Below are 25,411 nucleotides of genomic sequence, written 5' to 3'. Positions count from 1 at the left end.
AAGACAGTGCCGGACGGTGGCGAGACAATCGTGGGACCTGCTGCTTGCGCGACATTCACAAGCAGCAAGGCTACGAGCAGTAATCCGGCGGACACCATTCTCTTCGTCAGCCAAGGAATGAAGTTGAAAATTGATACTCTCATGAACTCTCCAGACTTCCCCCTCTGATAAAAGAGAGAGTGTCAAAAAAAATAACACTTTAGTTAGACACTATTAGCAAACCGATTGACTATATCTACATCTATTTTTGTAATTATGTAAATTAAAAAGATTATCACAAAACATTACTTAAAATCCAACACATTATGTTAATTTGAATCTGAGCAAACCTAAGCAATTCCCGACAAACTTTGTCGGAATTACAAATATTATTAACTTGTTAATTTCGCGATCTGCGGAGATATGAATTAAACGTGGATAGGCAAAGTTTCACAATATTGCGTTGTTGCTTGATTTAGCGAGGAACTAGCTACATTAACTCTCTATCAAAGTGCGTCAAAATGCGTCAAATCGCGCGCCCCCTCTTCGCCCCGCCACGCCAGTCCTCATGCGCCTCCGGCCATGGCGCAAATTTGAGTCAAAAGACCCCTAACTAGCGGGCAGGAGTGGAGGGGGAAAACTGCGTGCGCCGGGCCGAAACCAACCTTTTTCTTGCTCCAAGAGCAACATTAATCGGCGGGACGTGAAAAAGCCGCCTCATGGGCGGCTTGGGTGGTGGCTGGCGCGCTCTGGCGCGGCTGGGCTATCGCGGCCCCGCCCTGCCAGCTATCGCGGCGTGGCGGTCATGGTCAGCGCGGTGCGCCAGTTTGGCATATCCATGAGCCAGTGGACCGCCTCAAACGCTTATGCGACGAATGGGAGCGTGTCTGCATAGGTTCGTCAGCACAGTTCCATGTAGTTGGTGCCCAAAACTGGCATCTGCGCATCGTGCTCGAGCACGACGGCATCAAGTCCGAACTGGCGAAGGTCATCGAGCGCATCCACGCGCGCCCGCACCGGCCGCGCACCACCTTCATCGTCGCGCTGCCGAATGGTTGCCAGGTCAAGAAGTGGCATTTGCGCCTGCGCTTCGATAGCGCACGGAAAGCTGCAGCCGATCTGGCGCTAAAGGCTGGAGACGAAGAGCTGACCGCCGCATCAAGGCATTCCAGTTCCGCGATATCCGGGCGCGCTCTGCCAGCGACATTGCCGACCTGGGCGCCGCCAGCTCCCTGCTGGGACATAGTGAAAAAGTCATCACGGAAAAGGTCTATCGGCGCATTGGCCAGGCTGTCCGCCCTACCCGCTAGCGGCGAGTTGCGGAAACCATTTCCGCGAATTGGCGCCAAGTTGAAACTGATGTTTTACATCAGGGATTTTGCAGTCGACAGCACAAAAAAAATAAGCCCTTGATAATCAAGGGCTTATTTTCATGTTTCTGGCGGAAGCGGTGAGATTCGAACTCACGAACAGTTTAACCCGTCGCTAGTTTTCAAGACTAGTGCCTTCAACCACTCGGCCACGCTTCCTGATGGCAGCATTATACATAAAGGTCCGTGGCTTACCAATGGCTGGCACTGTCGCAACTCGTTCTTCTGACAGGAAAGAGCCAACACGCATGAACTACAGGCCCCAGTTTTCCCGCAGCGCCCTCTCGAACTCCGCCGCCGGCAACGGGCGCGAGAACAAATAACCTTGCACTTCGTCACAGCCCGAACTCTTCAGAAAGGCCAGCTGCTCGGCCGTTTCCACGCCTTCGGCGATCACCTTGTGATGCAACTGCTGCGCGATGCTGATGATGGTGCTGGCGATGGCGCAGTCGCTGGCGTCGGTGGGGATGCCGGTGGTAAACGATCGGTCGATTTTCAAGGTGTCGATGGGGAAGCGTTTGAGGTAGGACAAGCTTGAATAACCGGTGCCGAAGTCGTCTAGCGACAAGGCCACGCCCAAGGCCGTGATGCGGTCCATGATGCCGATCACGCGCTCGATGTTGTGCATCAGCGTGCTTTCCGTGATTTCCAGTTCCAGCCAGGCCGCTTCCAGGCCGTAGCGGGCGAGAGTGGCCGCCACTCTGGCGGGCAGGGCCGAAGTGAATTCGCGCGCGGACACATTGACGGCCAAGCGAATGGGCGGCAGGCCGGCCAGCTTCCACGCCTGCGCCTGGGCGCAGGCCGCTTCCAGCACCCATTCGCCCACTTGCACCACCAGGCCCGTCGATTCGGCCAGGGGAATGAACTCGGCGGGCGGAATCATGCCGTGCTGCGGGTGGTGCCAGCGCACCAGGGCTTCGGCGCCGATGATGCGGCCGCTGCCCAAAGCGTACTTCGGCTGGTAGTGCAGCAAAAGTTGCTTTTCCGACAATGCCTGGCGCAAGCCTGTTTCCAGGCGCATGCGCGCCTGCATGCCCACATTCATGTCCTGGCTGTAGAAGGCCACGCTTTCCGCTTCGCCGCCGCTGTCCTGCTTGGCGCGATACATGGCGATGTCGGCCAGGCGCAGCAAGGTTTCCGCGTCATGCCCGTCTTGCGGATACACACTGATGCCGATGCTGGCGCCCACGCGCAAGTCGTGGCCTTCGATCAGGAACGGTTGCACCAGGGATGCCAGCAGCTTTTGCGCCACCATACTGGCTTCGAAATGCTGGCCGATGTCGAACAGACCAACGGCAAACTCGTCACCGCCCAGGCGCGCCACCAAGTCCTGATCGCGCAATACCTTGCGAAAACGCAAGGAGACCTGGCGCAGCAGTTCGTCGCCGATGCGCCGGCCCAGGGTGTCGTTGATCAGTTTGAAACGGTTCAGATCGATGAACAGCACGCAGCCGAGCATCTTGCTGCGCTGCGCCACACTGAGGGCCTGGTCGACCAGCTTGGCCAGCAAGGTGCGGTTGGGCAGGCTGGTCAGCGGGTCGTAATAGGCCAGGTGGTGCAGGCGCTCCTCGGCCAGTTTGCGTTCCGTGATGTCCGTCAGGTAGGCGATGAGTCCGATGGGCTTGTCGTCCATGTCCTGCAGCGGCGACAAGGACAGGCTGGCCCAGAAAATCTCGCCCGACTTCTTTCGGCGGCGCACCTCCATCAGGCGGCCTCCCTGCTCCAGGAAGGCGTCGTGGAAAGCCGTGTCTTCATCGTCATACAGGAACAGGATGTTGCGCCCCACGGCTTCCACCGAGGTGTAGCCAAACAGGCGCTCGGCGCCCTTGTTCCAGCTGGTGATGTAGCCCGTCAAGTCCATCGTCAGCACGGATTCGTGTAACTGGTCGAGGATTTGGGTCTGCTGCGCCAGCAAGGCTTCAACTTGCGCAAAAGCATGGGTCGAGCGTTGCGCCAGCGAATGCACCTGCAGCACGCCGGCCGTCAACGAAGCCAGGCTGGCCAGGTGGCGGCGGTCGGCGTCGTTGTACAGGCTGCGTCCCGCCACGCTGTAATGGCCGAAGCAGTGGCCGTCGAAACTGATTTCCTGCAGCAAGGCGGGCGTATCGCGTGGGAAAAGCGCGGGCAGCGTTGCTGACGTGGCGCCATCGGCGCTGACTGAGGGCAGGAACTGTCCATGCGGGCTGGCCATCACGGCGCTGGCGATACGGCCCAGTTCAGCTACCAGCGCGGGGCCGCGCAAACGCACGACGGCATCGCACAGGGCGGCGCTGTCACCAAGGTAATCCGACACCGGCAGCAAGGTCATGCTACAGGTTCCGGCTGACCTGGATCGCCCATTGGTAGGCCTGTAGCAGGCTGCGCCAATAGGTTTCTCCATCGATGCCGGCACGGCGCAAGCCTTCCGGCGGCGGCGTGGCGCTTTCGACCAGCGCCAGCAAGGTACCCAGCTCGCCATTGCGTTCCAACAAGGCTACACTGACTTCAGGCGCCAGGTTCAGGGTGGCGATAATCTCTTCCATCGGCATGCCCAACAAGACGTCGAGCAGGGAAAACACGCCCGCCATGAAGGCCAGGTCTTGCGCATCGCGATCGCCGCCGCGCAGCTGGCACAGCGCTTCCATCTGTGCCGCGCGCACGGCCGCCAGCGGCAGCAGCGCATGGATCTTGCCGTCGTCTTGCTGGCGCGCATAGAGCAGCAGTTGCAGCCAGCGCTGCAGCTGGCGCCGTCCCAGCAGGGTGATGGCCTGGCTGAAGCTGGTAATCGGCGCCGTGAAACCGAAGGCGGCTGAGTTGACCAGTTTCAATAAATGATAGCTGAGCGATGGGTCTTGCTTGAGCGGCACTTCCAGCTCGTGCGCGTCGGCATCGCGGGCCAGCAGGCCCAGCAGCGCCAGCAGGCGCCGGCGCGAGGTGGCATCTTCCGGCTCGCTTTGCTGGCGTGCATGGTGCAGGGCATAGTCGCCGGCAAACCAGCTCACGCCGATTTCTTGCAAGGCAGCAAACTGCCCCGCGTCGACGATATTGTAGGCCAGGTGCGGCCCCGGCAAGGGCAGCAGCTGATGCAGGGCCGGGCGTGCGCCCGCCGCGTCAAAACTCAGCGCGCGCGCGTCCACCTGCGCCGCCACCACGGGACCGGCATCGGCACCATCGAGAAGGATGCGGTAGCCGGCGTCGCGCCATTGCTGGCATTTTTTCTGGATCTGCTTGTCGCCGGCAAGCTGGGCCGGCAAACGGAAGATAGTGCGTTGTGGCGCCAGTTGCGCCAGCACGGCCTCGTCCACGCCATGCGGGTCGGCCAGGGGAATGATGCAGTCGAGCGGTGCCAGAAACGCATACGCATCGGCAGCGGCCAGCGCCGCCAGCAGCGGCGCCGTCGATGCCTGCGGTACATGCAGGGTGACAGCGACCCACTCATTATGAGCATTGGCCACTGCTTGTAATCCCACCAACGGAAACAGGTTTGATTCAGACGCTGACATCGGTATCTCAGTGTGGGTAGGGCGCCATAGTAAATAAACTGACCAGCATTGGCAACCCTGGCCCGACAGGGATGCCCTCGACAGCGAGAATCATTCTATCCGAATCTCACCCGCGAAACAGTTTAATTTTGGCAATAAATGTTCAAAAAGAACATTCCCCCGCGAGACCCGCCTGTCATGCGGGTTTGATAAAGCACGGCGCGGCGTGCGCCTCGTCAGTTGCTGCCGCCATGCGCGTGCTCGACCGCATATTTGATCAATTCAGCCTGCCCTTCGATGCCCAGCTTGCGCTTGATGTTCAGCCGGTGCGTCTCCACCGTGCGCACACTCAGGTCCAGGTCGCGGGCGATCTGCTTGTTCGACTGGCCCGCCGCGATGTGCTGCAGCACTTGCTGTTCGCGCGTGGTGAGGAAGGAATCGTGCACTTGCGGGCGCGACAGTTGCCGCGCCAGGGCCGCGCTGTAATAAATGCCGCCGGACATCACCGTCTCGATGGCGAAGACGATATCTTTCCCTGGAGCATCTTTAAGCACATAGCCGCGCGCACCGGCGGCGATGGCTTGCGACACATATTCGAGCTTGTCGTGCATGGACAGGATCAGCACGGCAATCTGCGGAAACGCCTGCTTGAACAGCGCCGTCGCTTCGATGCCGTTGATGCCACGCATATTGATATCCATCAACACGAGGTCCACCTGGTGGAGGCGCGCCTGGGCCAGGGCTTCGTCGGCGCCGCCCGCCTCGGCAACCACGTCGAAATGCGCCACCGCCTCCAGGCGCGCGCGCAAGCCGTCGCGCACGAGGGGATGGTCGTCCACCAGCAGGATGTTGATCGTCTCGGTCATGTCTCGGAATCTATTAATTAATGTGTGGGTGGAAGGGCGAGCCGCGCCAGCACCATGGTGCCGGCCGGCGAGGAAGTGATGTGCAGGCTGCCGCCGATGGCTTCCATGCGTTCCGTCATGTTGCGCAGGCCGATGCCGCGCTGCGGATGCAGGGCGATGCCGTCAAAGTCGAAGCCGCCGCCATTATCCTGGATGCGCAACTCCACCGCCTTGCCCGCCTCGTGCAGGCTCACTTCCACGCCGCTGGCGTGGGCATGGCGCTCGCAATTGGTCAGCGCTTCCTGGGCGATACGGAACAACACGGTATTGACCATGTCGGTCAAGCCCTCGCCCGCCGCCGCCGGACTGGCAGTGAAACTGGCTTGCGCGCTGCTGCTGTCGTTAAATTCATGCACCAGGTGGTCGAGCGCGGCGGCCAGGCCCAGGTCGTCGAGAATGGCGGGGCGCAGGTTGTGCGAAATGCGCCGCACCTCGCCCAGCACCTTGTTCAGTTGCTCGGCGGCCCGCTCGAAGGTGACGGGCGCCTTTTCTTTCTGCTCGGCATTGCCGGCCAGGCGCGCGATGCCCGCCTCGATCTGCAGCTTGATGGAAACGAGCCACTGGCTGATGCCGTCATGCAAGTCGCGCGACAGCCGCGCCCGTTCCTCCTCCTGCGATTCGACCACCCGCTGCGCCAGCACTTTCAGCTTGGCGTCGGCCACCCTCAATTCGCGCAAATTGAGCACCAGGCCGCAGGCGGCCACCAGCAGGGAGCCGAGGATGGCGATGGCGGCGATCAATTCCATGGTCGAGCGGATATTGCGCGACTGCTGGGCGTCGACCTTGGCCAGCGCCTGGTCCACGTCATCCATGTAAATGCCGGTACCCATCATCCAGCCCCATTCCGGCATCAAGATCACATAGCCGAGCTTGGGTGCGGACTTGTTCGTCGACGGCTTGATCCAGTTGTAGCGCTCGAAGCCGCCGCCGCTCTTCGCCCGCTGCATCAGGCGCTGGATGGTCAGATTGCCGTCCGCGTCGCGCAATTGCCACAGATTCTGCCCCACCAGTTCGGGCTGGCGCGGGTGCATCAGCGACTTGCCCTGCAAATCATAGATGAAGAAATAGCCATCGTCGCCATAGCTGAGGGCGGACAGGATGCGCTTGGCTTCCTCTTGCGTGGCGGCATCTTTGCGCCCCGACTGGTACAGGGACGCGATGGAATGGCTGGCCAGGGTCACGTAATGCTTGAGTTCGGCTTCCTTGCTGGCCAGATAGGCTTGCTGGATGGTGGCGCGCTGCTGCTCGGCCAGGGTGATGGCCTGGTGCCGCACGGCAAACGCGATGGCGCACAGGGCAAGAATGAGCGGCGTGATAGCCAGGAAGATGACTTTCTGTCTGAGTTTCATGGCCTGGCGCTCCGGCGGCGTCGATGCTGGTGGGAATCCGTGATTTTACGTCGCGGCGTGGCAATCGCCCTGCGTAGTAATACTGAGCGTTACTGCGTAGTCGTGCGCTTGCGGCAATTATACGATTCCTGAATACTCGCCATAAGCTGCAAATACACCAAAAGTAACATCAAACTGGCGACGACCAGGAGCAAAACACCATCATCGCACGGCATAGCGCCCGTCAAATCTCTGGAGGAAGCATGAACCGCATTTTCAAACAGCTCGGCTGGGCAGCGCTTGCGCTGGCCGGCGCCGGGTCCCTGGGCGTCGTCGCCCTGCAACGTGGCGAACCGATCAGCGCGATCTGGATCGTCATCGCCGCCGTCTGCGTCTACCTGATCGCCTACCGTTTCTACAGCCTGTTCATCGCCGACAAGGTACTGGGACTGGATGCGCGCCGCATGACGCCCGCCTTCAAGCACAACGATGGCCTGGACCACGTGCCGACGAATAAATATGTGCTGTTCGGCCACCATTTCGCAGCGATTGCCGGCGCCGGCCCCCTGGTCGGCCCCGTGCTGGCTGCGCAAATGGGCTATTTGCCCGGCATGCTGTGGATTTTGGCGGGCGTCGTGTTTGCCGGCGCCGTGCAGGATTTCATCGTGCTGTTCATTTCCATGCGCCGCGACGGCCGCTCCCTGGGCGACCTGATCAAGGCTGAACTGGGCGAAATTCCTGGCATGATCGCTTTGCTGGGCTGCTTCATGATCATGGTCATCATTCTGGCCGTGCTGGCATTGATCGTGGTCAAGGCGCTGACGGGCTCCCCATGGGGCAGCTTCACCGTCATGGCGACCATCCCTATCGCCCTGTTCATGGGCGTGTATTCACGCTTCATCCGCGTGGGCCGCATCGGCGAAATTTCCATCATCGGTTTTGTGCTGCTGATGCTGGCCATCATCGGCGGCCAGTACGTGCAGGAACACGCCGTTCTCGGCCCGATGTTCACGTTTACCGGCACGGAACTGACGTGGATGCTGATCGGCTACGGCTTCATCGCTTCCGTGCTGCCCGTGTGGCTGCTGCTGGCGCCGCGCGACTACCTGTCGACTTTCCTGAAAATCGGCACCATCCTGGGCCTGGCCATCGGCATCATCGTCGTCGCGCCTTACCTGAAAATGCCGGCCATGACCAAGTTCATCGACGGCTCCGGCCCCGTCTGGTCGGGCAATCTGTTCCCCTTCCTGTTCATTACGATCGCCTGCGGCGCCGTCTCCGGCTTCCACGCGCTGATTTCCTCGGGCACTACGCCGAAAATGATTGAAAACGAAAGCCATGCCCGCTTCATCGGCTATGGCGCCATGCTGATGGAATCGTTTGTTGCCATCATGGCCCTGGTGGCCGCCTCGACCATCGAGCCGGGCATCTATTTCGCCATGAACAGCCCGGCCGCCCTGATCGGCACTACGGCAGAGTCCGCCGCACAGGCGATCTCGCAATGGGGCTTCTATGTGACACCGGAAATGCTGACGCAGACGGCCAAGGACGTGGGCGAGCACAGCATCATTTCGCGCGCTGGCGGCGCACCCACCCTGGCGGTCGGCATGGCGCAGATTCTTTCCGGCGCCATCGGCGGCAAGGCCATGATGGCCTTCTGGTACCACTTCGCGATCCTGTTCGAAGCGCTGTTCATCCTGACGGCCGTCGATGCGGGTACGCGTGCGGGCCGCTTCATGCTGCAAGACTTGCTGGGCAGCTTCGTGCCAAGCTTGAAACAGACGGAAAACGTCATCGCCAACCTGCTGGCCACGGGCCTGTGCGTGGCGGCCTGGGGCTACTTCCTGTACCAGGGCGTGGTCGATCCATTGGGCGGCATCAACACCCTGTGGCCACTGTTCGGCATCGCCAACCAGATGCTGGCGGCGATAGCGCTGATCCTCGGCACCTGCGTGCTGTTCAAGATGAAGAAGGGCCAGTACGCATGGGTCACCATCACGCCGACCATCTGGCTGCTGCTGTGCACCCTGACGGCCGGCTGGCAAAAGATCTTCGATGCCAATCCGCGCGTCGGCTTCCTGGCGCACGCGAAGAAATATTCGGCGGCATTGGATGAAGGCACCCTGCTGGCGCCGGCCAAGTCGGTAGCGCAGATGCAGCAGATCATCTTCAACGATTACCTGGACGCCGGCCTGGCCGCCTTCTTCGTCATCGTCGTGATCAGCGTGCTGTTCTTCGGCATCCGCACCATCATGAAGGCGCGCGCCGACAGCCGTCCGAGCACCAAGGAAACGCCGTTCCAGGCCATGCCCACGGTGCAATGATGATCGATGAAATCATCAAGGCTGGACGGTATCTGGGGCAAAGCATGCGGCTGATGTGCGGCTTGCCCGAGTACGACACCTATGTGGCGCACCGGGAAGTGACCCATCCCGGCGAGCCGATGATGACGTATGAAGAGTTCTTCCGCGAACGCCAGGAAGCCCGCTACGGCGGAGCCGGCAAGCGCGGCGGCTGTTGCTAGTTGTGGTGACACCTGACCCAGCCTGCTGCGCGTCGGCATAGGCGGCTTGCGATGCTCACCGTACTTCAGTACGGTTGCGCTTCTCGGCCACCTCTGCCTTCCGCTCGCTACGGCTGGGTCAGATGTTGTTGGTCAGCAATAATTTGAGGGCGGTCTTGCGGAACCGCCCTATTTGTTTCATCTCGTATAAGTTCCCCTCCCCTCTCCTCCCTTAGACCCATATCAACATCAGGGTGTGTCTTCGCGTCTATATTTTTCCAATAGGAATTAAAAAACAGTCAAGGGGCCGACCGGGGAAGCGCCGCCACCATGTTCAATTTCCACCGCTCCAGCATCAGCCAGAAGCTGACCATGATCTCCGTGCTGTCGTCGGGCTGCGCGCTGCTGCTGGTGTTCGTGGCGTTAGCCCTGACGTCCGTGCTCAGCCACAAGAACGATGAAGGCAAGCAACTGCTGTCCCTGGCGGGGGTGATCGGTGCGGCCAGCGCGGCGCCATTGATGGTGGGAAAATCGGCACAGCCGCAGGCGGAACAGATGCTGGCGGCGCTGGCAGCGCGCGACGAGATCGCCCAGGCGGCCCTGTTCGACCGGGGCGGACGCCTGTTCGCCCTGTACCGCGCGCCGCAGCACGACAAGGAGCTGGCGGGCCTGGCGACGCCGGAAGACATGGACCCGGCCTTGCTGGCCGACATGGCCGTGCAGCCCGTCACGCAAGGCGCGGGCACGCCCCTGGCGCCCACCATGCGCTTGTACCGTCCCGTCTACCGGCTGGGCGCGCCGCAGCAGATCGTCGGCGCCGTACTGATCGAAGCCGACCTGAACCACATGTGGCGCAACATCGGCCGCCACGTGGGCGCCATCGGCGGCGCTACCGTACTGTCCTTCCTGATCGCCGTCTTCCTGGCGCGGCGTTTCAAAAGCGTGATCGCCGAGCCGATCACCAAGCTGATCGATACCGCGCAAAAAGTGTCCCGCAGCCAGACCTACAGCCACCGCATCGCGCACCAGCGCAGCGACGAGCTGGGCGTGCTGATCGACAGTTTCAACGACATGCTGGCGCAGATCGACAGCCGCGACAGCACCCTGGCCAATTACCGTGACCAGCTCGAGCGCCAGGTGGGCGTGCGCACGGCGCAGCTGGAAAAGGCCAAGGATGCAGCCGAGGCAGCCAGCCAGGCAAAAAGTGCCTTCCTCGCCACCATGAGCCATGAAATCCGCACGCCCATGAATGGCGTGCTGGGCATGACGGAACTGCTGCTGGCCAGCCCTTTGAGCCCGCAGCAGCGCCACTACACGAGCATGGTGCAGCGCTCGGGGCAGAATTTGTTGGTGATCATCAACGATATCCTCGACTTTTCCAAGATCGAGGCGGGCAAGCTGAGCGTGGAATACATCCGCTTCAATTTCCGCGAATTGCTCGACGATATAGAGCACGTGTTCGCGCCGCAGGCGGAAGCGAAAAATATCAGCCTGGAATTCGATATCGCGTTTGACATTCCCATTGCCATTTGCGGCGATCCCAACCGTTTGCGCCAGATCATCGTCAACCTGCTGGGCAACGCCATCAAGTTCACGGAAACGGGCAAGGTCACCGTGACAGTGGCAGTGTGCAGCGAAGATGCGGCCAGCGTGGGCTTGCGCTTCGAGGTGCACGACACGGGCATCGGCGTGTCAAACGAGGCACAGACGCGCATCTTCGAATCATTCTCGCAGGCGGACGGCTCGACCACGCGCAAGCACGGCGGCACGGGCCTGGGATTGACGATCTCGAAACAGCTGGTGGAACTGATGGGCGGCACTATCGGCGTTGATAATGCTTTAACGCAAGGATCGATCTTCTGGTTCGAAGTAAATTTCGATAAGCGACGGGTCGACAGCGACGACCCGTCCTTCAACCTGAAAACCACACGAGGATTACGCGCCTTGATCGTCGACCACACACCCGCCACGCGTGCCGTGCTGGAACGGCAGCTGGCCAGCTGGCACATCGTCAGCGACAGCGCCGGCACGGCCAGTGACTGCCTGGCCAAGCTGCGCGCGGCCGCGCAGGCGGGCACCCCGTATGCCGTGGCCCTGCTCGACATGGAATTGCCGCGCACCAGCGGCCTGGCCCTGGCGGCCAACATCAAGAGCGAGCCGCTGCTGGCCGACCTGAAGCTTCTGCTGCTGAGCACGGAGCAGGCGGCGGCCGATCCCGTGCAGCGGCGCGAGGCGGGCGTGGCCTTCCAGCTGATCAAGCCGGCCCGCGAATGCGACCTGTTCGATTGCATCGTCACGCCGCCGCGGGCCAGCGAGGGCATGCGCATCCATCCGCCATACACGGCCCGCCAGGTGGGCCGGCGCCAGCGCCGCCGCGTGCTGCTGGCCGAGGACAATCGCGTCAACGTGGAAGTGGCGCTGGCCATGCTCGACAGCCTGGGTCTGGACGTGGTGTGTGCGGGCAACGGCGAAGAGGCTTTGCAGGCGGCGCAGGCCGAGGATTTCGATTTGATACTGATGGATTGCCAGATGCCCGTGATGGATGGCTTTGCCGCCACGTCGGAAATCCGCCGCCATGAACAGCAGTGCGGCCATGCGCGCGTGCTGCCGATCGTCGCCATCACGGCCAATGCGTTGCAGGGCGACCGCGAAGCATGCCTGGCGGCCGGCATGGACGATTACCTGAGCAAGCCGTTTACGCAGCAAGACCTGGGCCACACGATTGCGCGCTGGATCACCCTGCCGCGCGCGGCCACCGTGCACCACAGCGTGGCGCCAGAGCCAGAGCCAGAGCCGCAGACACCGCCGGAGGTGGCGCCGCCTTTGGCCGCCGCCCTCCCAGCGTGCCAGCCGCTGAACCGGCAGGCGCTGGAAAACATCCGCACCCTGTCGCGCGCCGATGGCGATGCGCTGCTCGAGCGGGTCATCCTCGCTTTTACCAGCGAGACGCCGCGCCAATTGAGCGCCATGCGCGTAGCGATTGCCGGCGCGGATGCGGATGCGCTGCGCAAGGTGGCCCACAGCCTCAAGTCGGGCAGCGCCAACGTGGGCGCCGATCGCCTGGCGCAGCTATGCAAGGAGATGGAAAAACTGGGCCGCGCTGGCAGTACCGACGGTGCGACTATCCTGCTGCTGCAGATGCAGCAAGCCTTCCTGGCAGTACGCGAATCGCTGAGCGCCATCCTCGTGAAGGAACACTGACATGACAGCGCCCCTCCCTTCCCCACGCGGCCTGGTGCTGGTTGCCGACGACGATCCCGTGATGCGCATGCTGATGCGGAAAATGCTCACGCAGGTGGGCCTGGACGTGATCGAGGCCGAAGACGGCGTGCAGGCGCTGGCCAGCTACAAGCACAGCGGGCCGGACCTGGTCATGCTCGACGTCGACATGCCGGCCCTGGACGGCTTTGCCGTATGCCGCGAAATCCGCCTCCAGGAAGTGGGCGGCACCGTGCCCATCATCATGGTCACGGGCGACGACGAGCTGGATGCGGTCACGCGTGCCTACGAAGTGGGCGCCACGGATTTCATTTCCAAGCCCATCAACTGGCCCATCCTGGGCCATCGCGCACTGTACGTCCTGCGCGCCAGCGACGCCATCGCCCGCCTGCGCATTGCCGACGCGCACAACCGCGCCGTGCTGGCCGCCATCCCCGACACCTTCTTTCGCCTGAACCGCGAAGGCTTTTATCTCGACTACGAACAGGGCCACGACGCCAGCGCCGGCTTTTCCCTCAGCGACTGCGTGGGCAGCCATATCCGCGACGTGCTGCCGCCCGAAATCGCCGCGCGCCTGCTGGACAAGGCGCACGCCGTGCTGGCCACGCAGCACATCGGCTCGGTCGACTACACACTCACCCACGAAAACAGCACGCGTCACTTCGAGGCGCGCCTGGTGGCGACGGGGGCCGACGAAGTGCTGGGCCTGGTGCGCGATATCAGCGAGCGCAAGCGCACGGAAGAACAGATCCGCCGCCTCGCCTATTGCGACAGCCTGACGGGCATCCCCAACCGGCAAGCCTTTCTGGAAACACTGGAACGCGAACTGCTGCGCTCGAAAGAGCACGACAAGAAATTCGCCGTGCTGTTCATGGACCTCGATGCCTTCAAGCGCATCAACGACACCCTGGGCCACGACGTGGGCGACCACCTGCTCAAGGTGGTGTCCGAGCGCCTGCGCGAAACCATCCGCCCCAGCGACCTGGTGCTGCGCACCGAGCACGATTGTGAGGCCACCTTCGGCGACAGCAACCTGGCGCGTCTCGGCGGCGATGAATTCACGATATTAATTCCCGACCTGGAGCGGGTGGAAGACGCGCTGAACGTGGCGCACAGGGTGAAGGAAGCCATGCGGCGGCCCTTCATGATCGAGGGGCACGAGATTTTCGTCACGGCCAGCATCGGCATCTCGCTGTATCCGGAAGATGGCGAGGATTGCAACTCGCTGCTCAAATTTGCGGACACGGCCATGTACCATGCGAAGAACTGCGGCAAGAACAACGCCAAGCTGTACAGCTCTTCGCTGACGATGGAAATCATGAGCCATGTGAAGATGGAAGTGGGGCTGCGCAAGGCCTTGCAGAACAACGAGCTGTACTTGTTGTACCAGCCGCAGATAGACGTACCGAGCACACAGATCGTGGGCGTGGAAGCGCTGGTCCGATGGCGCCACCCCGAGCGGGGCATCATCTCGCCCACGGAATTCATCCCGCTGGCCGAAGAGACGGGATTGATCGTGCCCATCGGCGAATGGGTGCTGCGCACGGCGTGCAACCAGGCCAAGGCCTGGCAAAGCGATGGCGGACGCGCCATCCGCATGGCCGTGAACCTGTCGGCCAAACAATTCAAGGATGAAAACCTGATGCAGATCGTGCTCTCGGCCCTGGCCGACACGGGCCTCGACGCGCGCCTGCTGGAGCTGGAGTTGACGGAAGGAACCTTGATGGACGATGCGCGCGCCACCATGGTGACCCTGGAGCAGTTGCGCGGCATCGGCGTGTACCTGTCCATCGACGACTTCGGCACGGGCTACTCGTCGATGAATTACCTGAAACGCTTCGACGTGCGGGCATTAAAAATCGACAAGAGTTTTATTGCCGGCTTGCCGCAGGATACGGAAAACGCGGCCATCACGCGCGCCATCATCGCCATGGCGCACGGTTTGAAGATGGTGGTGGTGGCCGAGGGCGTGGAGACGGACGAGCAGCTGCTGATGCTGGAAAAATACGGCTGCGACATGGCGCAAGGCTATTTCCTGGGCCATCCCTCGCCGCACGACACGATCACGGCCATGCTGGCCAGGCAGAAGGGTCCGCTGGCCAGCCTGCAATCTAGAGCACTTCGAAAGCAAGGATTTGCGTGACTTGCTGGGCGTTGAAATTATCGTCGGAAATCATTACCAGGCTGCGGCGGCCGTTTTCCAGGCGCGGGCCCCAACTGATGCCTTCGATATTGTCGACTCTTTCAAGGCCGATCTTTTCCAGGTCCAGCAGCAAGCGCTTGCGCGCCGGCACATAGGCCGCGCCCGCCAGGGCCGGGATGGCCTGGATATCGGTGGCGCCATCCGTTTCCATCGCGTAGACGCGCACGTGATTCGTATAGATGCCGTCCGCGTTTTCCACGCCGGCCCGCTCCACTACCAGCACCTGGTGGTCGTTCACGGCGAGGATTTCCGACACGCCATTGTCCGCTTCGCGCCCCGGCGCGGGCCGCGACGCCACCGGTTCGATAGCATACGCATACTGGCGCAGCACCTTGCCGGCGCGGTCCAGGCGCGTGATGCGCACAACGGAACCGTTGCCGGGCGTGGCCAACGGGCCATCCTGGTACAGGGCCGCTTCCATGCCCAGCCACAGGCTCTTGCCATCCGACGAGAACGACAGTGCCTCGAAGCTCATGTTGTTGCGCGAACCCACCTCGTCCTTCGAGACATTGAACATGGCGGGCGTGGGCAAGGTTGCCAGGTAGTGGCCACCGCTATCGGCGTGGCGCACGAACGGGTGCAAGCCCACCTTGCGGTTTCCTTCGCTGCCGTACCACAGGCTGCCGTCCTGCGGATCGACGCGGATGGTTTCGATATCGGGCACCTGGTCGCCACTGTCGAGCTTGGCATGCGCCAGGTTCGGATAGCGGCTGCCGTCGGGCTGCGTGAAGAAATGCACGCTGCTCAGCGTCACGCTCCTAAACGCCTTGCTGTCATAGGCCAGGGTGGCGCGGTAGAAGCGGGCCGGATTGATTTCCGAGCGGTCATCGCTTTCCATCACCCAGCTATTATTGGCCGCATCATAGTCGATGCCGGACAAGCCGCCCACGGTGGTGCCCTGGAATGCCTGTTTCAAGGCGATGCGTTGCTCGCCGATCAGGCGCAGGCCGGCAATCGGCGCGTCATGCGGGAAGCTGGCACAGGCGGAGAGAAGGATGGCGGCGGACGCCAGGGCAAGCGCGGTACGGAACAATGGAGGCATGATCGGTATCAAATAAGTCAGGAAGCAAATTCCGGGGTCAGACCCGCCGGGTCTGACCCCAGCTTTAGTTGTGTGGGTTAATAACGAATTACACCACCCCATCCGCCTTCAAGCGCGCGATGGCGGCAGCGTCATAGCCGAGCGACGCCAGCACTTCATCGTTGTGCTGGCCCAGGGTCGGTCCCAGCCACTGGGTCTTGCCCGGCGTGGCGGACAGTTTCGGGCTGATGGCGGGCAATTTGACAGGCGTGCCGTCGGCGAAATGGTGTTGCTCGATCATATTACGGGCGAGAAACTGCGGATCGCTCATCATGTCGCGCACGGAGTAAATTTTGCCGGACGGCACGTCGGCCGCCTTCAGCACGGCCAGCGCGCTGTCTATCGTGTGCGTGGCGCACCAGGCGCCGATGGCGTCGTCGATTTCCTGCGTGCGCGCCACGCGGCCATCGTTGCGCGCCAGTTGCGGGTCGCCCGCCATGTCGATGCGGCCCATGGCCAGCATCAGCCGCTTGAAGATGGCATCGCCATTGCCGGCAATCACGATGTTTTCGCCATCGCCCGTGGTGTAGGTATTCGAGGGCACGATGCCGGGCAAAGCGCCGCCCGTGCGCTCGCGCACCACGCCCGCCTGGTCGTATTCGGGCACCAGGGACTCCATCAGGTTGAACACGGATTCGTACAGGGCCACGTCGACCATCTGGCCTATACCGGCGACCGCACCGCCCGTCACGTCGCGGTGGCGCAAGGCCATCATGGCGCCGATTACGCCATGCAGGGCCGCCACGGAGTCGCCGATGGATACGCCGACCCGCACGGGCGGGCGGTCGGCAAAGCCGGACACATAGCGCAAGCCGCCCATGGATTCGCCGATGGCGCCGAAGCCGGGCAAGTCCTTCATCGGCCCCGTCTGCCCAAAGCCGGACAGGCGCACCATGATGAGGGAGGGCTCGATCTGCTTGAGCTGCTCATAGCCGAGGTCCCACTTTTCCAGCACGCCGGGGCGGTAATTCTCGATGATGATGTCCGCCTCCAGGGCCAGCTGGCGCGCGATGGCACGGCCTTCCGGCGCTTTCAGGTTCAAGGTCAGACTTTTTTTGTTGCGCGCCTGCACCGACCACCACAGCGAGGTGCCATCCTTCAGCACGCGCCAGGTACGGATGGGATCGCCACCATCGGGCGACTCGATCTTGATCACGTCGGCGCCGAATTCGGCCAGCATGCGGGCACAGAACGGCCCCGCGATCAGGGTGCCCAGTTCCAGGACTTTGATACCCGCCAAAGGACCAGCCGACGTTTTCTCTTGCATGATTTAGGTTGCCCTGCGGTCGAGCATCGCGCGGGCAATCGTGCCCGCGTCGACGTATTCCAGTTCGCCGCCCACGGGCACGCCGCGGGCCAGACGGCTCACGCGCAAGCCCCGCGCCTTCAGCATTTCGCTGATGTAATGGGCCGTCGCTTCGCCTTCATTGGTGAAATTGGTGGCCAGCACCACTTCACCGACCACGCCATCGTTGGCACGGCTCAGCAGTTTTTCGAGGTGGATATCTTTCGGCCCGATGCCGTCCAGCGGAGATAATCTCCCCATGAGCACGAAATACAGGCCCTTGTAGGTCAGCGTTTGCTCGATCATCAGCTGGTCGGCGGGCGTTTCCACCACGCACAGCAAGCGCTTGTCGCGCTCTTCGTCGAGACAGGTCTCGCACACTTCGTGTTCGGTAAAGGTATTGCACAGGCCGCAGTGATGCACGGCATCGACGGCCTGGAACAGGGCGCGCGACAGCATGGCCGCGCCCTCCCTATCGTGCTGCAACAAATGAAACGCCATCCGCTGCGCCGACTTGGGGCCGACGCCGGGCAGGCGCCGCAGCGCCTCGGTCAAAAATTCAAGCGACTTGGACATGGATCAACCCTGCCCCGTGCCACAGATCGAGCGCATGCGGTATGGCATCAGAATGGCATTTTGAAGCCGGCTGGCAAGTTCATGCCGCCGGTCAAGCCTGACATTTTTTCCGCAGACGTCGCTTCCGCCTTGCGCACGGCGTCGTTGAAGGCAGCGGCCACCAGGTCTTCCAGCATGTCCTTGTCGTCGGCCAGCAAGGATGGGTCGATAGAGACGCGCTTGACGTCGTTCTTGCACGTCATGACGATCTTCACCAGACCGGCGCCGGACTGGCCTTCCACTTCCACCAGCGCCAGTTGTTCCTGGGCCTTTTTCATGTTGTCTTGCATTGCTTGCGCCTGCTTCATCAGGCCAGCCAGTTGATTTTTCATCATGAGAATGCTCCGTTCAATTCAGTTTGTGAGTGTGTTAATCATCAATGCAGGGTCGGCGCGGCGGAGCCGGCCGGTGCAGGGGTAATCGTGCCCGGCACGACAAAAGCGTCGAATGCACGCTTCATGTCGAGCACGAAGGGATCGCTTGCGATGGTTTCTTCCGCTTGCAGCTGGCACGCCTCGCGGTGGGCCTGCGCCTCCGCGCTGGCCGTGTACCAGACGGCGCCCAGTTCCGTGTCGACATTGACCTTGCGGCCAAAGCGTTCGGTCAGCGCGGCAGCCAGCTTTTCCACGTTGGCGGGGCTGCGCCACGTGTCGATGGGCACGCGCAGGCGGAACGTGGTGCTGTGGCCGTCGTGCAGGCATTCGATCAGCTCGGCCTGCACGGCCAGTTGCTGGGCCACGCCACGCAAGGGCAGCACGGCGGCGACGGCCGGCCAGTTGCCATCCCAGTCCAGACCCGGCACGGGCGTAATCACATACGGCCCGCTGGGCGCGGCTTGCTTGGCGGCACGCTGTGGCATGACGACAGCAGGCTGCTCGGCACTTTGCGCGGCTGGCGCCGACACGGCAGCCGAGGCGCTATCGTCGGAAAATTCGGTGACCCACGGCGGCAAGTCGTCGTCGGCCGGCGCCTGCTGTGGCGGCGGCGCCTGGCGTGCCGGCTGCACGAGTGTGGGCGCTTCCATGACGGCCACGGGTGGCGCATCTTCCCATGGCGCCGGCGCTTTCGCGGCGGCGGGCGGTGGCGGCGCTGCCTGGACGGGCGCGGTTGGGGCTGGCGTGGCTACGGCAGCGGCCGGTGCCGGTGCGGTTGGCTTGGGCGCCGACGATGGCGCCGACGGCGCACTGCCCGGGCGGCCTTTCGAGGCGGCACGTGCCGCTTCCAGCGCGGCATTGATGGCGGCGCGGGCGGAACTGATAGGGGCGCCCGATGCGGCCGGGGCAGCCGCAGCCGGAGCGGCTGGCGGAGGCGCGGCCGGAGCTGGCGCCGGGGCGGAAACGGGTGCCGGTGCCGGTGCAGGTGCAGGAGCAGGCACGCGTGGCGGCGGCGCTTCGCTGCGGGCCATGCTGGCGGCAGTGGCGGCCACGACGGCAGGCGGTGTCACGGCTGCATGGCTGGCCACGCTGTTCGTGGCGGCGCGGGCGGCGGGAGCCGAACCTGCTGCGGCGCGCGCGGCGGCGACAAAGCCGGGACGGTTGCCCGGAGCTGATGCTGGCGCGGCCGCCGGCACGCCATCGGCGCCGCCTATGCCGGGCCGAAAGGCCAGCATGCGCAGCAAGGTCATGGTAAAGCCCGCGTATTCGTCGGGCGCCAGGCCCAGCTCATTGCGGCCATGCACGGCAATCTGGTAAAACAGCTGCACTTCTTCTGCGTCAAACGCACCAGCCAAACGGACAATGTCCGCGTATTCGGGCAAATCCTGCGGCAAGGCGGCCGGCACGGTTTGCGCCAGCGCAATGCGGTGCAGCAAGGTGCCCAAATCCTGCAGGGCGCCGTTGTAGGACAGGCTGCGCGAGGCCATCTCGTCGGCCACAGCCAGCAGATCGGCACCGTCCTGCTGCGCCAGCGCATCGAGCAGGCGCACCAGATAGGATTGGTCGAGCGCACCCAGCATGCCTTGCACTGCATCGAGGGTGACTGCACCGGCCGCGTACGCGATGGCCTGGTCCGTCAAGGAGAGCGCATCGCGCATGGAACCGTGGGCGCCCTGGGCCAGCAGGCGCAAGGCCGGCTGTTCGAAGGCGATGCCTTCCTGTCCCAGGATATTGTCCAGGTGGCTGATGATGTGGCCGGGCGGCATCTGCTTGAGGTTGAACTGCAGGCAGCGCGACAGCACGGTCACGGGAATCTTTTGCGGGTCCGTGGTGGCCAGGATGAACTTGACGTGCTCGGGCGGCTCTTCCAGCGTCTTCAGCATGGAATTGAACGCGTGGTTCGTCAACATGTGCACCTCATCGATCATATAGACCTTGAAGCGCGCATTGCTTGGCGCATACACCGCCTGTTCCAGCAACTGCGCCATTTCATCGACGCCGCGGTTCGATGCCGCATCCATCTCTATATAGTCAACAAAGCGTCCCGCATCGATTGCCGTGCACGCTACACACACGCCGCAAGGCTGGGCCGTGATGCCGCCCGTGCCATCGGGGCCGATGCAATTGAGCGATTTGGCCAGGATGCGCGACAGGGTCGTCTTGCCGACGCCGCGCGTGCCCGTGAACAGATAGGCGTGATGCAATCGGCCGCTGTGCAAGGCATGCGTGAGCGCGCGCACGACGTGCTCCTGGCCGACGAGCGTCTCGAAATTCTTGGGGCGGTATTTACGGGCGAGGACTTGATAGGACATGCTGAGATTTTACCATGCGATTTTGCGGGTGATCCTGCGCGACGGGCGCAAGCCTCATGGCCGGGCCAGGTCAAGTTCAAGCAAGACTTGGCAAACGCGGCAAAGCAGCAATTGTATAACATGGCCAGGTGGAAATATGGAAAACACGGCAAGCCCGGCAATGCTGCGGCGCCACGGGAAAATGTGGCCGTAAAAGCAAAAAAGCTGCCCATGGCAGCTTGATTGACGATCCCGATACAACAATCCCGAAGGAGGCGAGCCTGATCTGCGGCACTCATGGTTAATAGCCGTGGCTGCTTCGTTCCCGACCTGACCAGGTTAGCCATGCCACGATGCGCAGGGGCCCGCCAGGGACAATTATAACCGGTCTGCGCAGGATTGGGAAATTGCCGTGTCAATGCTGCGTAGGTCGGCTTAGTCCGCAGGCCGTAAGCCGACACTGCCGAGTATGCAGATCGTGAACATGCAAGCAACGTCGGGTTACGCGCAAGCGCTAACCCGACCTACTCCGACCTACCCAATACCTACAAACCCAGCTCCTGCCAGATGCCATCCACCTTGGCCTTCACTTCCGGCGTCATGGCTATCGTCGTGCCCCACTCGCGCGTCGTTTCGCCCGGCCATTTATTCGTCGCATCGATACCCATCTTGCTGCCCAGGCCGCTGACCGGCGAGGCGAAGTCCAGGTAATCGATGGGCGTGTTGTCGACCAGGGTGGTATCGCGGATGGGGTCGACGCGCGTGGTGATGGCCCAGATGACTTCCTTCCAGTCGCGGATATTCACATCTTCGTCGACCACCACGATGAACTTGGTATACATGAACTGGCGCAGGAAGCTCCACACGCCGAACATCACGCGCTTGGCGTGGCCCGCGTACTGCTTCTTGATCTGCACCACGGCCATGCGGTAGCTACAGCCTTCGGGCGGCAGGTAAAAGTCGGTGATTTCGCTGAACTGCTTTTGCAGCAGGGGCACGAACACTTCGTTCAGGGCCAGGCCAAGCACGGCCGGCTCGTCGGGTGGTTTGCCCGTGTACGTAGAGTGATAGATCGGGTCGCGGCGCATGGTGATGCGGTCGATGGTAAACACGGGGAAACTGTCCTGCTCATTATAGTAGCCCGTGTGGTCGCCATACGGCCCTTCCAGCGCGTGTTCATAGCCGCTCGGATGATTTTCGTCCGGGTAGATATGGCCTTCGAGCACGATTTCGGCCGACGCGGGCACGCGCAGCTCGCTGCCGATGGCTTTCACCAGCTCCGTGCGGCTGCCACGCAGCAAGCCGGCGAACTGATATTCGGACAGGCTGTCCGGCACCGGCGTGACGGCCCCTAATATAGTAGCGGGATCGGCACCGAGCGCCACGGCGATCGGGTACGGCTTGCCCTTGCTTTGAATCGCATGCTCCCGGAAGTCCAGCGCCCCGCCCCGATGGGCCAGCCAGCGCATGATGACTTTATTGCGCCCCAGCACTTGCTGGCGGTAAATGCCCAGGTTTTGCCGCTTCTTGTTCGGCCCCTTGGTGATGACCAGGCCCCAGGTGATCAGGGGGGCGATGTCGCCGGGCCAGCAATGCTGGATGGGCAGGCGCGCCAGGTCGACGTCGTTGCCTTCCCAGACGATTTCCTGGCACTTGGCGCCGCGCAACTCTTTCGGCGACATGTCCCACACGGATTTCACCAGCGAGCCGAGGCCCAGCAAATCCTTGAAATCCTTCGGCGGTTCCGGTTCCTTCAGGCGCGCCAGCACATGGCCGATCTTGCGCAACTCGCTGACATCCTCCGCCCCCATGCCCAGCGCCACGCGACGCGTGGTGCCGAACAGATTGCCCAGCACCGGCATGTCGTATCCCGTGGGATTATTGAACAGCAAGGCAGGCCCACCTGCGCGCAAGGTGCGGTCGCACACTTCGGTCATCTCCAAAATCGGTGAAATGGGGGTCGAAATGGGCTTAAGTTCACCCATTTGTTGCAGTTGAGAAATAAAATCTCGCAAATCTGAATATTTCATGTGTTTTTAATTTTTTTTGACGTCGGACGCCGTTGCTGAAGGATCTATGCCAAGTAATTGATTTTATTGGCTTTTGGCACAATGCAAGACAAAAAGTAAGACATAAAAGTAATAAAGAATCGATTCGTTAGTATTGACTTGATATAAAACGGCTTCTACAATTCGCCCAACTTGAAAGAGCACGCCGGCCCAGAGCTTGATTTTAGCGTTTCTCTTTCATTCACGGAGTCGGGGCTCCACATGACATTTTAAGGAGTGTTTTCAAAAGGCGTCTGCCTTACCCCCGGTAAAAGTTGTATTGCGACTGATCCAATACCAGCATGGGACCGATCAGCTCAAGCAAGCAATGACGGCGTTTCTCGCACGCATCCATACGCGGCGGAAACGATGATATTTCTGATGCACGGCATTGGCAGTACCCACAACACCGCGAAACCGCGGAGGGACTGCCTGTTGACGCGACATTTCGGGGAACTCTATGACTCATCGTAGCACTGAAGCAGCCTTGCCTGCTTCAACCGTGGCTGGCCAGCCAGCGTTGGCGCGTTTGCGCGCCCGCGCACAAGCCATTTCGGCCCGTGGCGTATTGACCACGGCGCAACATACACTGACAGTCTTCGGCATTTCCGCCCTGGCACTGATCGCCCTGCTGATGTTCCGCCCCGACCTGGGCAAGCAACTGACGCACAGCCTGTTCCCGCTGCCGATGGCAGAAGCGCAAGCTGTCGAAGCGCCGGCTCTGTCGGCACTGATGGAAGCGCCTGCATCCGTGCAAACGGCCGCCGCCAAAGAGGCACCGCTGAGCAAAGAAGAAAAAGCCTTGCTGGGCACGCAAAAGCAGCAGCAATGGGTCACCAACTGGCTCTCCAAGCGCTACCGCGTGGCCAACGACGCCACCAATATGCTCGTGTCGACGGCCTACCTGACAGCACGTGAAATCAAGCTGGACCCGCTGCTGATCCTGGCCGTGATGGCCATCGAATCGGGCTTGAACCCGTTCGCGGAAAGCCCCGTGGGCGCGCAAGGCTTGATGCAAGTCATGTCGAAAGTGCACCATGAGCGCTTCCAGGAAATGGGCGGCGTACAAGCAGCTCTGAACCCGGTCGCCAACATCCGTGTCGGCTCCCTGATCCTGAAAGACTACGTCACGCGTGGCGGTTCCGTCGAAGCGGGCTTGAAAACCTACGTGGGCGCCGCCAACTTCGCCACCGACTCGGGCTACGGCTCGCGCGTGCTGGCCGAATACCGCCGCCTGAAGCAAGTGTCGGCAGGCCAGCGCGTGCCGACGACGACGCCGGTGATGGCATCGAACACGCCAGCGCCAGCCAAGGCGCCGGTAGCGGAAAGCGGCATCACCATCAAAGTGCTGCCCCACAACGAGATCGCCGGCCTGTAGTAGCGCGCTCTTCCAACCTACTGCGCAGCCCGCTCTCGGGTCGGCGTTACTCGCTGTACTCCAGTACAGCTGCGTTACTCAACCCGACATCGGGCTTGCTCGCTACGGTTTGAAGAGGCGCCGATGCGTTAATGCGCAACACTCCGACAGCAAAAAGGGCAGACTTTTCAGTCTGCCCTTTTTGCATCCATTGCGGCCTTCGCCGCTGGATCCCTACCTATATTACTTGCGCTTGTTGGCGTTGACTTCTTCCTCGCGGAATTTCACTGCCAGCTTGTCCAGCACGCCGTTCACATACTTGTGGCCGTCGATACCGCCAAACGACTTGGCCAGTTCGACCGCTTCGTTGATGACGACGCGGTACGGGATTTCCATGTTGTTCTTCAGCTCGAACGCGCCAATCAGCAGGATGCCGTGTTCGATGGGCGACAGTTCCGCGATATTGCGGTCAATCAAGGGTGCCATGCTGTCGCGCAGCGCCAGCGAATCCTTGATGGCGCCATACAGCAGCACCGTGAAGTGATCGCCATCGGCCTTGTCAAAGCCATGCGCGGCGCGAATATTGTTCACGACGGTGGTCGCGTCTTCATTGTTCAGCAGCCACTGGTACAAGCCCTGCAGCGCAAACTCGCGCGCGCGGTGACGCGGCGTGCGGTTTTTGCTGGGATTGGCGAGCAAATTTTTCTCAGTCATGATTGTTACCTGTTCTTAAATACGTATGTACTGCAAATAGTGACGAATACCGCGGCGTGCTGTTGGACAGCACGCCGCGGCGCAAGCACGATTAATCCTCGTCTGTGTCTTGCAACTCTTCTAGCGCTTGCGCCAGATTGGCCATTTCCACTGCCACACGTGCCGCTTCGGCTCCCTTGACCAGCATGCGCACTTCCGCCTGCTCGTCGTTTTCGGTCGTCAACACTGCGTTGGCGATGGGGATGCCGTAATCGAGACCGATGCGCGTGATGCCTGCGCCCGATTCGTTCGATACCAGCTCGAAGTGGTAGGTTTCACCGCGAATCACGGCGCCCAGTGCGATCAGGGCGTCGAATTGCTCGGTTTCTGCCATTTTTTGCAGAATCAGTGGGATTTCCAGGGCGCCCGGCACGGTCACGTGCAGGATATCTTCATCGGCCACGCCCAGCTTGCTCAACTCTTCCAGGCATGCCGACAGCAAGCCACCACCGACGATTTCATTGAATCGTGCCTGGACGATACCGACGCGCAAACCTTCGCCGGCAAAATTGGTTTCGTATGTTCCTACGGTCATCATATGCCTCTTTAATCTGGTGGTTCTGGGCGACACGCACATGCCGCCATCGTTTACTCTCACATCGACGCCTGACAAAATCGTAGCGAGCGGCAGCGAGTTGT

The 25,411-nt window shown here is 61.8% G+C and carries 18 protein-coding genes, 1 tRNA gene and 1 other RNA gene; 6 read left to right on the top strand and 14 right to left on the bottom strand.

The features are described from left to right. The first annotated feature begins 825 nt into the window (after positions 1 to 825). On the top strand, positions 826 to 1,392 hold the full coding sequence (locus tag CLU92_RS27295) for a hypothetical protein (protein ID WP_143452497.1): 567 nt from the start codon (positions 826 to 828) through the stop codon (positions 1,390 to 1,392). 26 nt (positions 1,393 to 1,418) lie between these two features. On the opposite strand, the gene CLU92_RS00735 is transcribed toward CLU92_RS27295, so the two are convergent. The 5 genes from CLU92_RS00735 to CLU92_RS00715 all read right to left on the bottom strand — a co-directional run bounded on the left by CLU92_RS00735 (position 1,419) and on the right by CLU92_RS00715 (position 7,064). Further along, positions 1,419 to 1,508: transfer RNA gene (locus CLU92_RS00735), tRNA-Ser, on the bottom strand. Positions 1,509 to 1,602: 94 nt separating this feature from the next. Continuing rightward, positions 1,603 to 3,657, bottom strand: a complete 2,055-nt coding sequence (locus CLU92_RS00730) for a bifunctional diguanylate cyclase/phosphodiesterase (RefSeq protein WP_101480309.1) — start codon at positions 3,655 to 3,657, stop codon at positions 1,603 to 1,605. 1 nt (position 3,658) lies between these two features. Further along, positions 3,659 to 4,783 (bottom strand): EAL and HDOD domain-containing protein, encoded by a 1,125-nt coding sequence (locus CLU92_RS00725; RefSeq protein ID WP_306821351.1) that lies wholly within the window; start codon positions 4,781 to 4,783, stop codon positions 3,659 to 3,661. 263 nt (positions 4,784 to 5,046) lie between these two features. Continuing rightward, the gene (locus CLU92_RS00720; protein WP_101480307.1) at positions 5,047 to 5,676 is read right to left on the bottom strand and encodes a response regulator transcription factor; all 630 of its coding nucleotides are present in this window, start codon (positions 5,674 to 5,676) and stop codon (positions 5,047 to 5,049) included. 17 nt (positions 5,677 to 5,693) lie between these two features. Then, positions 5,694 to 7,064, bottom strand: a complete 1,371-nt coding sequence (locus CLU92_RS00715; RefSeq protein WP_101480306.1) for a cache domain-containing protein — start codon at positions 7,062 to 7,064, stop codon at positions 5,694 to 5,696. 242 nt (positions 7,065 to 7,306) lie between these two features. Here CLU92_RS00715 and CLU92_RS00710 point away from each other — a divergent pair, with 242 nt between their 5' ends. The 4 genes from CLU92_RS00710 (at position 7,307) to CLU92_RS00695 (ending at position 14,908) form a co-directional block, all read left to right on the top strand. Then, positions 7,307 to 9,367 carry a carbon starvation CstA family protein gene (locus tag CLU92_RS00710; protein WP_101480305.1) on the top strand — a complete coding sequence of 687 codons (2,061 nt, stop codon included), beginning with the start codon at positions 7,307 to 7,309 and terminating at the stop codon, positions 9,365 to 9,367. Further along, entirely contained in the window at positions 9,367 to 9,567 is a 201-nt protein-coding gene (locus tag CLU92_RS00705; RefSeq protein ID WP_010396213.1) for a YbdD/YjiX family protein, read from the top strand. Before CLU92_RS00710 ends, CLU92_RS00705 begins: the two co-directional genes overlap by 1 nt. A gap of 309 nt (positions 9,568 to 9,876) precedes the next feature. After that, entirely contained in the window at positions 9,877 to 12,747 is a 2,871-nt protein-coding gene (locus CLU92_RS00700) for a response regulator (protein ID WP_101480304.1), read from the top strand. A gap of 1 nt (position 12,748) precedes the next feature. Beyond that, positions 12,749 to 14,908 carry an EAL domain-containing protein gene (locus CLU92_RS00695; RefSeq protein WP_101480303.1) on the top strand — a complete coding sequence of 720 codons (2,160 nt, stop codon included), beginning with the start codon at positions 12,749 to 12,751 and terminating at the stop codon, positions 14,906 to 14,908. On the opposite strand, the gene CLU92_RS00690 is transcribed toward CLU92_RS00695, so the two are convergent. The 7 genes from CLU92_RS00690 to ubiD all read right to left on the bottom strand — a co-directional run bounded on the left by CLU92_RS00690 (position 14,877) and on the right by ubiD (position 22,644). After that, positions 14,877 to 16,010 carry an esterase-like activity of phytase family protein gene (locus CLU92_RS00690; protein WP_101480302.1) on the bottom strand — a complete coding sequence of 378 codons (1,134 nt, stop codon included), beginning with the start codon at positions 16,008 to 16,010 and terminating at the stop codon, positions 14,877 to 14,879. The genes CLU92_RS00695 and CLU92_RS00690 overlap by 32 nt on opposite strands. Before the next feature lie 88 nt (positions 16,011 to 16,098). Continuing rightward, on the bottom strand, positions 16,099 to 17,316 hold the full coding sequence (locus CLU92_RS00685) for a CaiB/BaiF CoA-transferase family protein (protein ID WP_101480301.1): 1,218 nt from the start codon (positions 17,314 to 17,316) through the stop codon (positions 16,099 to 16,101). 3 nt (positions 17,317 to 17,319) lie between these two features. Continuing rightward, complete coding sequence (gene recR, locus CLU92_RS00680; RefSeq protein WP_086138528.1) at positions 17,320 to 17,910, bottom strand: recombination mediator RecR; 591 nt, start codon at positions 17,908 to 17,910, stop codon at positions 17,320 to 17,322. Between the two features lie 47 nt (positions 17,911 to 17,957). After that, positions 17,958 to 18,284, bottom strand: coding sequence for a YbaB/EbfC family nucleoid-associated protein (locus CLU92_RS00675; protein ID WP_101480300.1), 327 nt, complete (start codon positions 18,282 to 18,284; stop codon positions 17,958 to 17,960). Positions 18,285 to 18,325: 41 nt separating this feature from the next. Then, entirely contained in the window at positions 18,326 to 20,635 is a 2,310-nt protein-coding gene (dnaX, locus tag CLU92_RS00670; protein ID WP_101480299.1) for a DNA polymerase III subunit gamma/tau, read from the bottom strand. A 250-nt stretch (positions 20,636 to 20,885) separates the two neighbouring features. Further along, positions 20,886 to 20,984, bottom strand: an RNA gene (gene ffs / locus CLU92_RS00665) — signal recognition particle sRNA small type. A 175-nt stretch (positions 20,985 to 21,159) separates the two neighbouring features. Continuing rightward, positions 21,160 to 22,644, bottom strand: coding sequence for a 4-hydroxy-3-polyprenylbenzoate decarboxylase (gene ubiD / locus CLU92_RS00660; protein ID WP_099380300.1), 1,485 nt, complete (start codon positions 22,642 to 22,644; stop codon positions 21,160 to 21,162). Between the two features lie 478 nt (positions 22,645 to 23,122). Here ubiD and CLU92_RS00655 point away from each other — a divergent pair, with 478 nt between their 5' ends. Continuing rightward, the gene (locus CLU92_RS00655; protein ID WP_166674840.1) at positions 23,123 to 24,040 is read left to right on the top strand and encodes a lytic transglycosylase domain-containing protein; all 918 of its coding nucleotides are present in this window, start codon (positions 23,123 to 23,125) and stop codon (positions 24,038 to 24,040) included. 222 nt (positions 24,041 to 24,262) lie between these two features. Here the strand turns inward: CLU92_RS00655 and nusB are convergent, their stop codons facing one another. After that, positions 24,263 to 24,733, bottom strand: a complete 471-nt coding sequence (nusB, locus tag CLU92_RS00650; protein WP_070219581.1) for a transcription antitermination factor NusB — start codon at positions 24,731 to 24,733, stop codon at positions 24,263 to 24,265. 91 nt (positions 24,734 to 24,824) lie between these two features. Further along, positions 24,825 to 25,307 carry a 6,7-dimethyl-8-ribityllumazine synthase gene (gene ribH, locus CLU92_RS00645; RefSeq protein WP_094445951.1) on the bottom strand — a complete coding sequence of 161 codons (483 nt, stop codon included), beginning with the start codon at positions 25,305 to 25,307 and terminating at the stop codon, positions 24,825 to 24,827. Positions 25,308 to 25,411 lie beyond the last annotated feature (104 nt).

This window comes from Janthinobacterium sp. 61, assembly GCF_002846335.1.
Classification (GTDB): domain Bacteria; phylum Pseudomonadota; class Gammaproteobacteria; order Burkholderiales; family Burkholderiaceae_D; genus Janthinobacterium.
Note: the sequence above shows the minus strand (reverse complement) of the source record. Positions and strands in the feature narration are given on the sequence as shown.

Excerpts from the sequence above, each read along its gene's own strand:
- nusB (WP_070219581.1), bottom strand. The coding sequence starts at position 24,733 with ATGACTGAGAAAAATTTGCTCGCCAATCCCAGCAAAAACCGCACGCCG.
- CLU92_RS00720 (WP_101480307.1), bottom strand. The coding sequence starts at position 5,676 with ATGACCGAGACGATCAACATCCTGCTGGTGGACGACCATCCCCTCGTG.
- CLU92_RS00700 (WP_101480304.1), top strand. The coding sequence starts at position 9,877 with ATGTTCAATTTCCACCGCTCCAGCATCAGCCAGAAGCTGACCATGATC.
- dnaX (WP_101480299.1), bottom strand. The coding sequence starts at position 20,635 with ATGTCCTATCAAGTCCTCGCCCGTAAATACCGCCCCAAGAATTTCGAG.
- CLU92_RS00710 (WP_101480305.1), top strand. The coding sequence starts at position 7,307 with ATGAACCGCATTTTCAAACAGCTCGGCTGGGCAGCGCTTGCGCTGGCC.
- ribH (WP_094445951.1), bottom strand. The coding sequence starts at position 25,307 with ATGACCGTAGGAACATACGAAACCAATTTTGCCGGCGAAGGTTTGCGC.
- ubiD (WP_099380300.1), bottom strand. The coding sequence starts at position 22,644 with ATGAAATATTCAGATTTGCGAGATTTTATTTCTCAACTGCAACAAATG.
- CLU92_RS00675 (WP_101480300.1), bottom strand. The coding sequence starts at position 18,284 with ATGATGAAAAATCAACTGGCTGGCCTGATGAAGCAGGCGCAAGCAATG.
- CLU92_RS00690 (WP_101480302.1), bottom strand. The coding sequence starts at position 16,010 with ATGCCTCCATTGTTCCGTACCGCGCTTGCCCTGGCGTCCGCCGCCATC.
- CLU92_RS00685 (WP_101480301.1), bottom strand. The coding sequence starts at position 17,316 with ATGCAAGAGAAAACGTCGGCTGGTCCTTTGGCGGGTATCAAAGTCCTG.
- CLU92_RS00715 (WP_101480306.1), bottom strand. The coding sequence starts at position 7,064 with ATGAAACTCAGACAGAAAGTCATCTTCCTGGCTATCACGCCGCTCATT.
- CLU92_RS00655 (WP_166674840.1), top strand. The coding sequence starts at position 23,123 with ATGACTCATCGTAGCACTGAAGCAGCCTTGCCTGCTTCAACCGTGGCT.
- CLU92_RS00695 (WP_101480303.1), top strand. The coding sequence starts at position 12,749 with ATGACAGCGCCCCTCCCTTCCCCACGCGGCCTGGTGCTGGTTGCCGAC.
- recR (WP_086138528.1), bottom strand. The coding sequence starts at position 17,910 with ATGTCCAAGTCGCTTGAATTTTTGACCGAGGCGCTGCGGCGCCTGCCC.
- CLU92_RS00730 (WP_101480309.1), bottom strand. The coding sequence starts at position 3,657 with ATGACCTTGCTGCCGGTGTCGGATTACCTTGGTGACAGCGCCGCCCTG.
- CLU92_RS00705 (WP_010396213.1), top strand. The coding sequence starts at position 9,367 with ATGATCGATGAAATCATCAAGGCTGGACGGTATCTGGGGCAAAGCATG.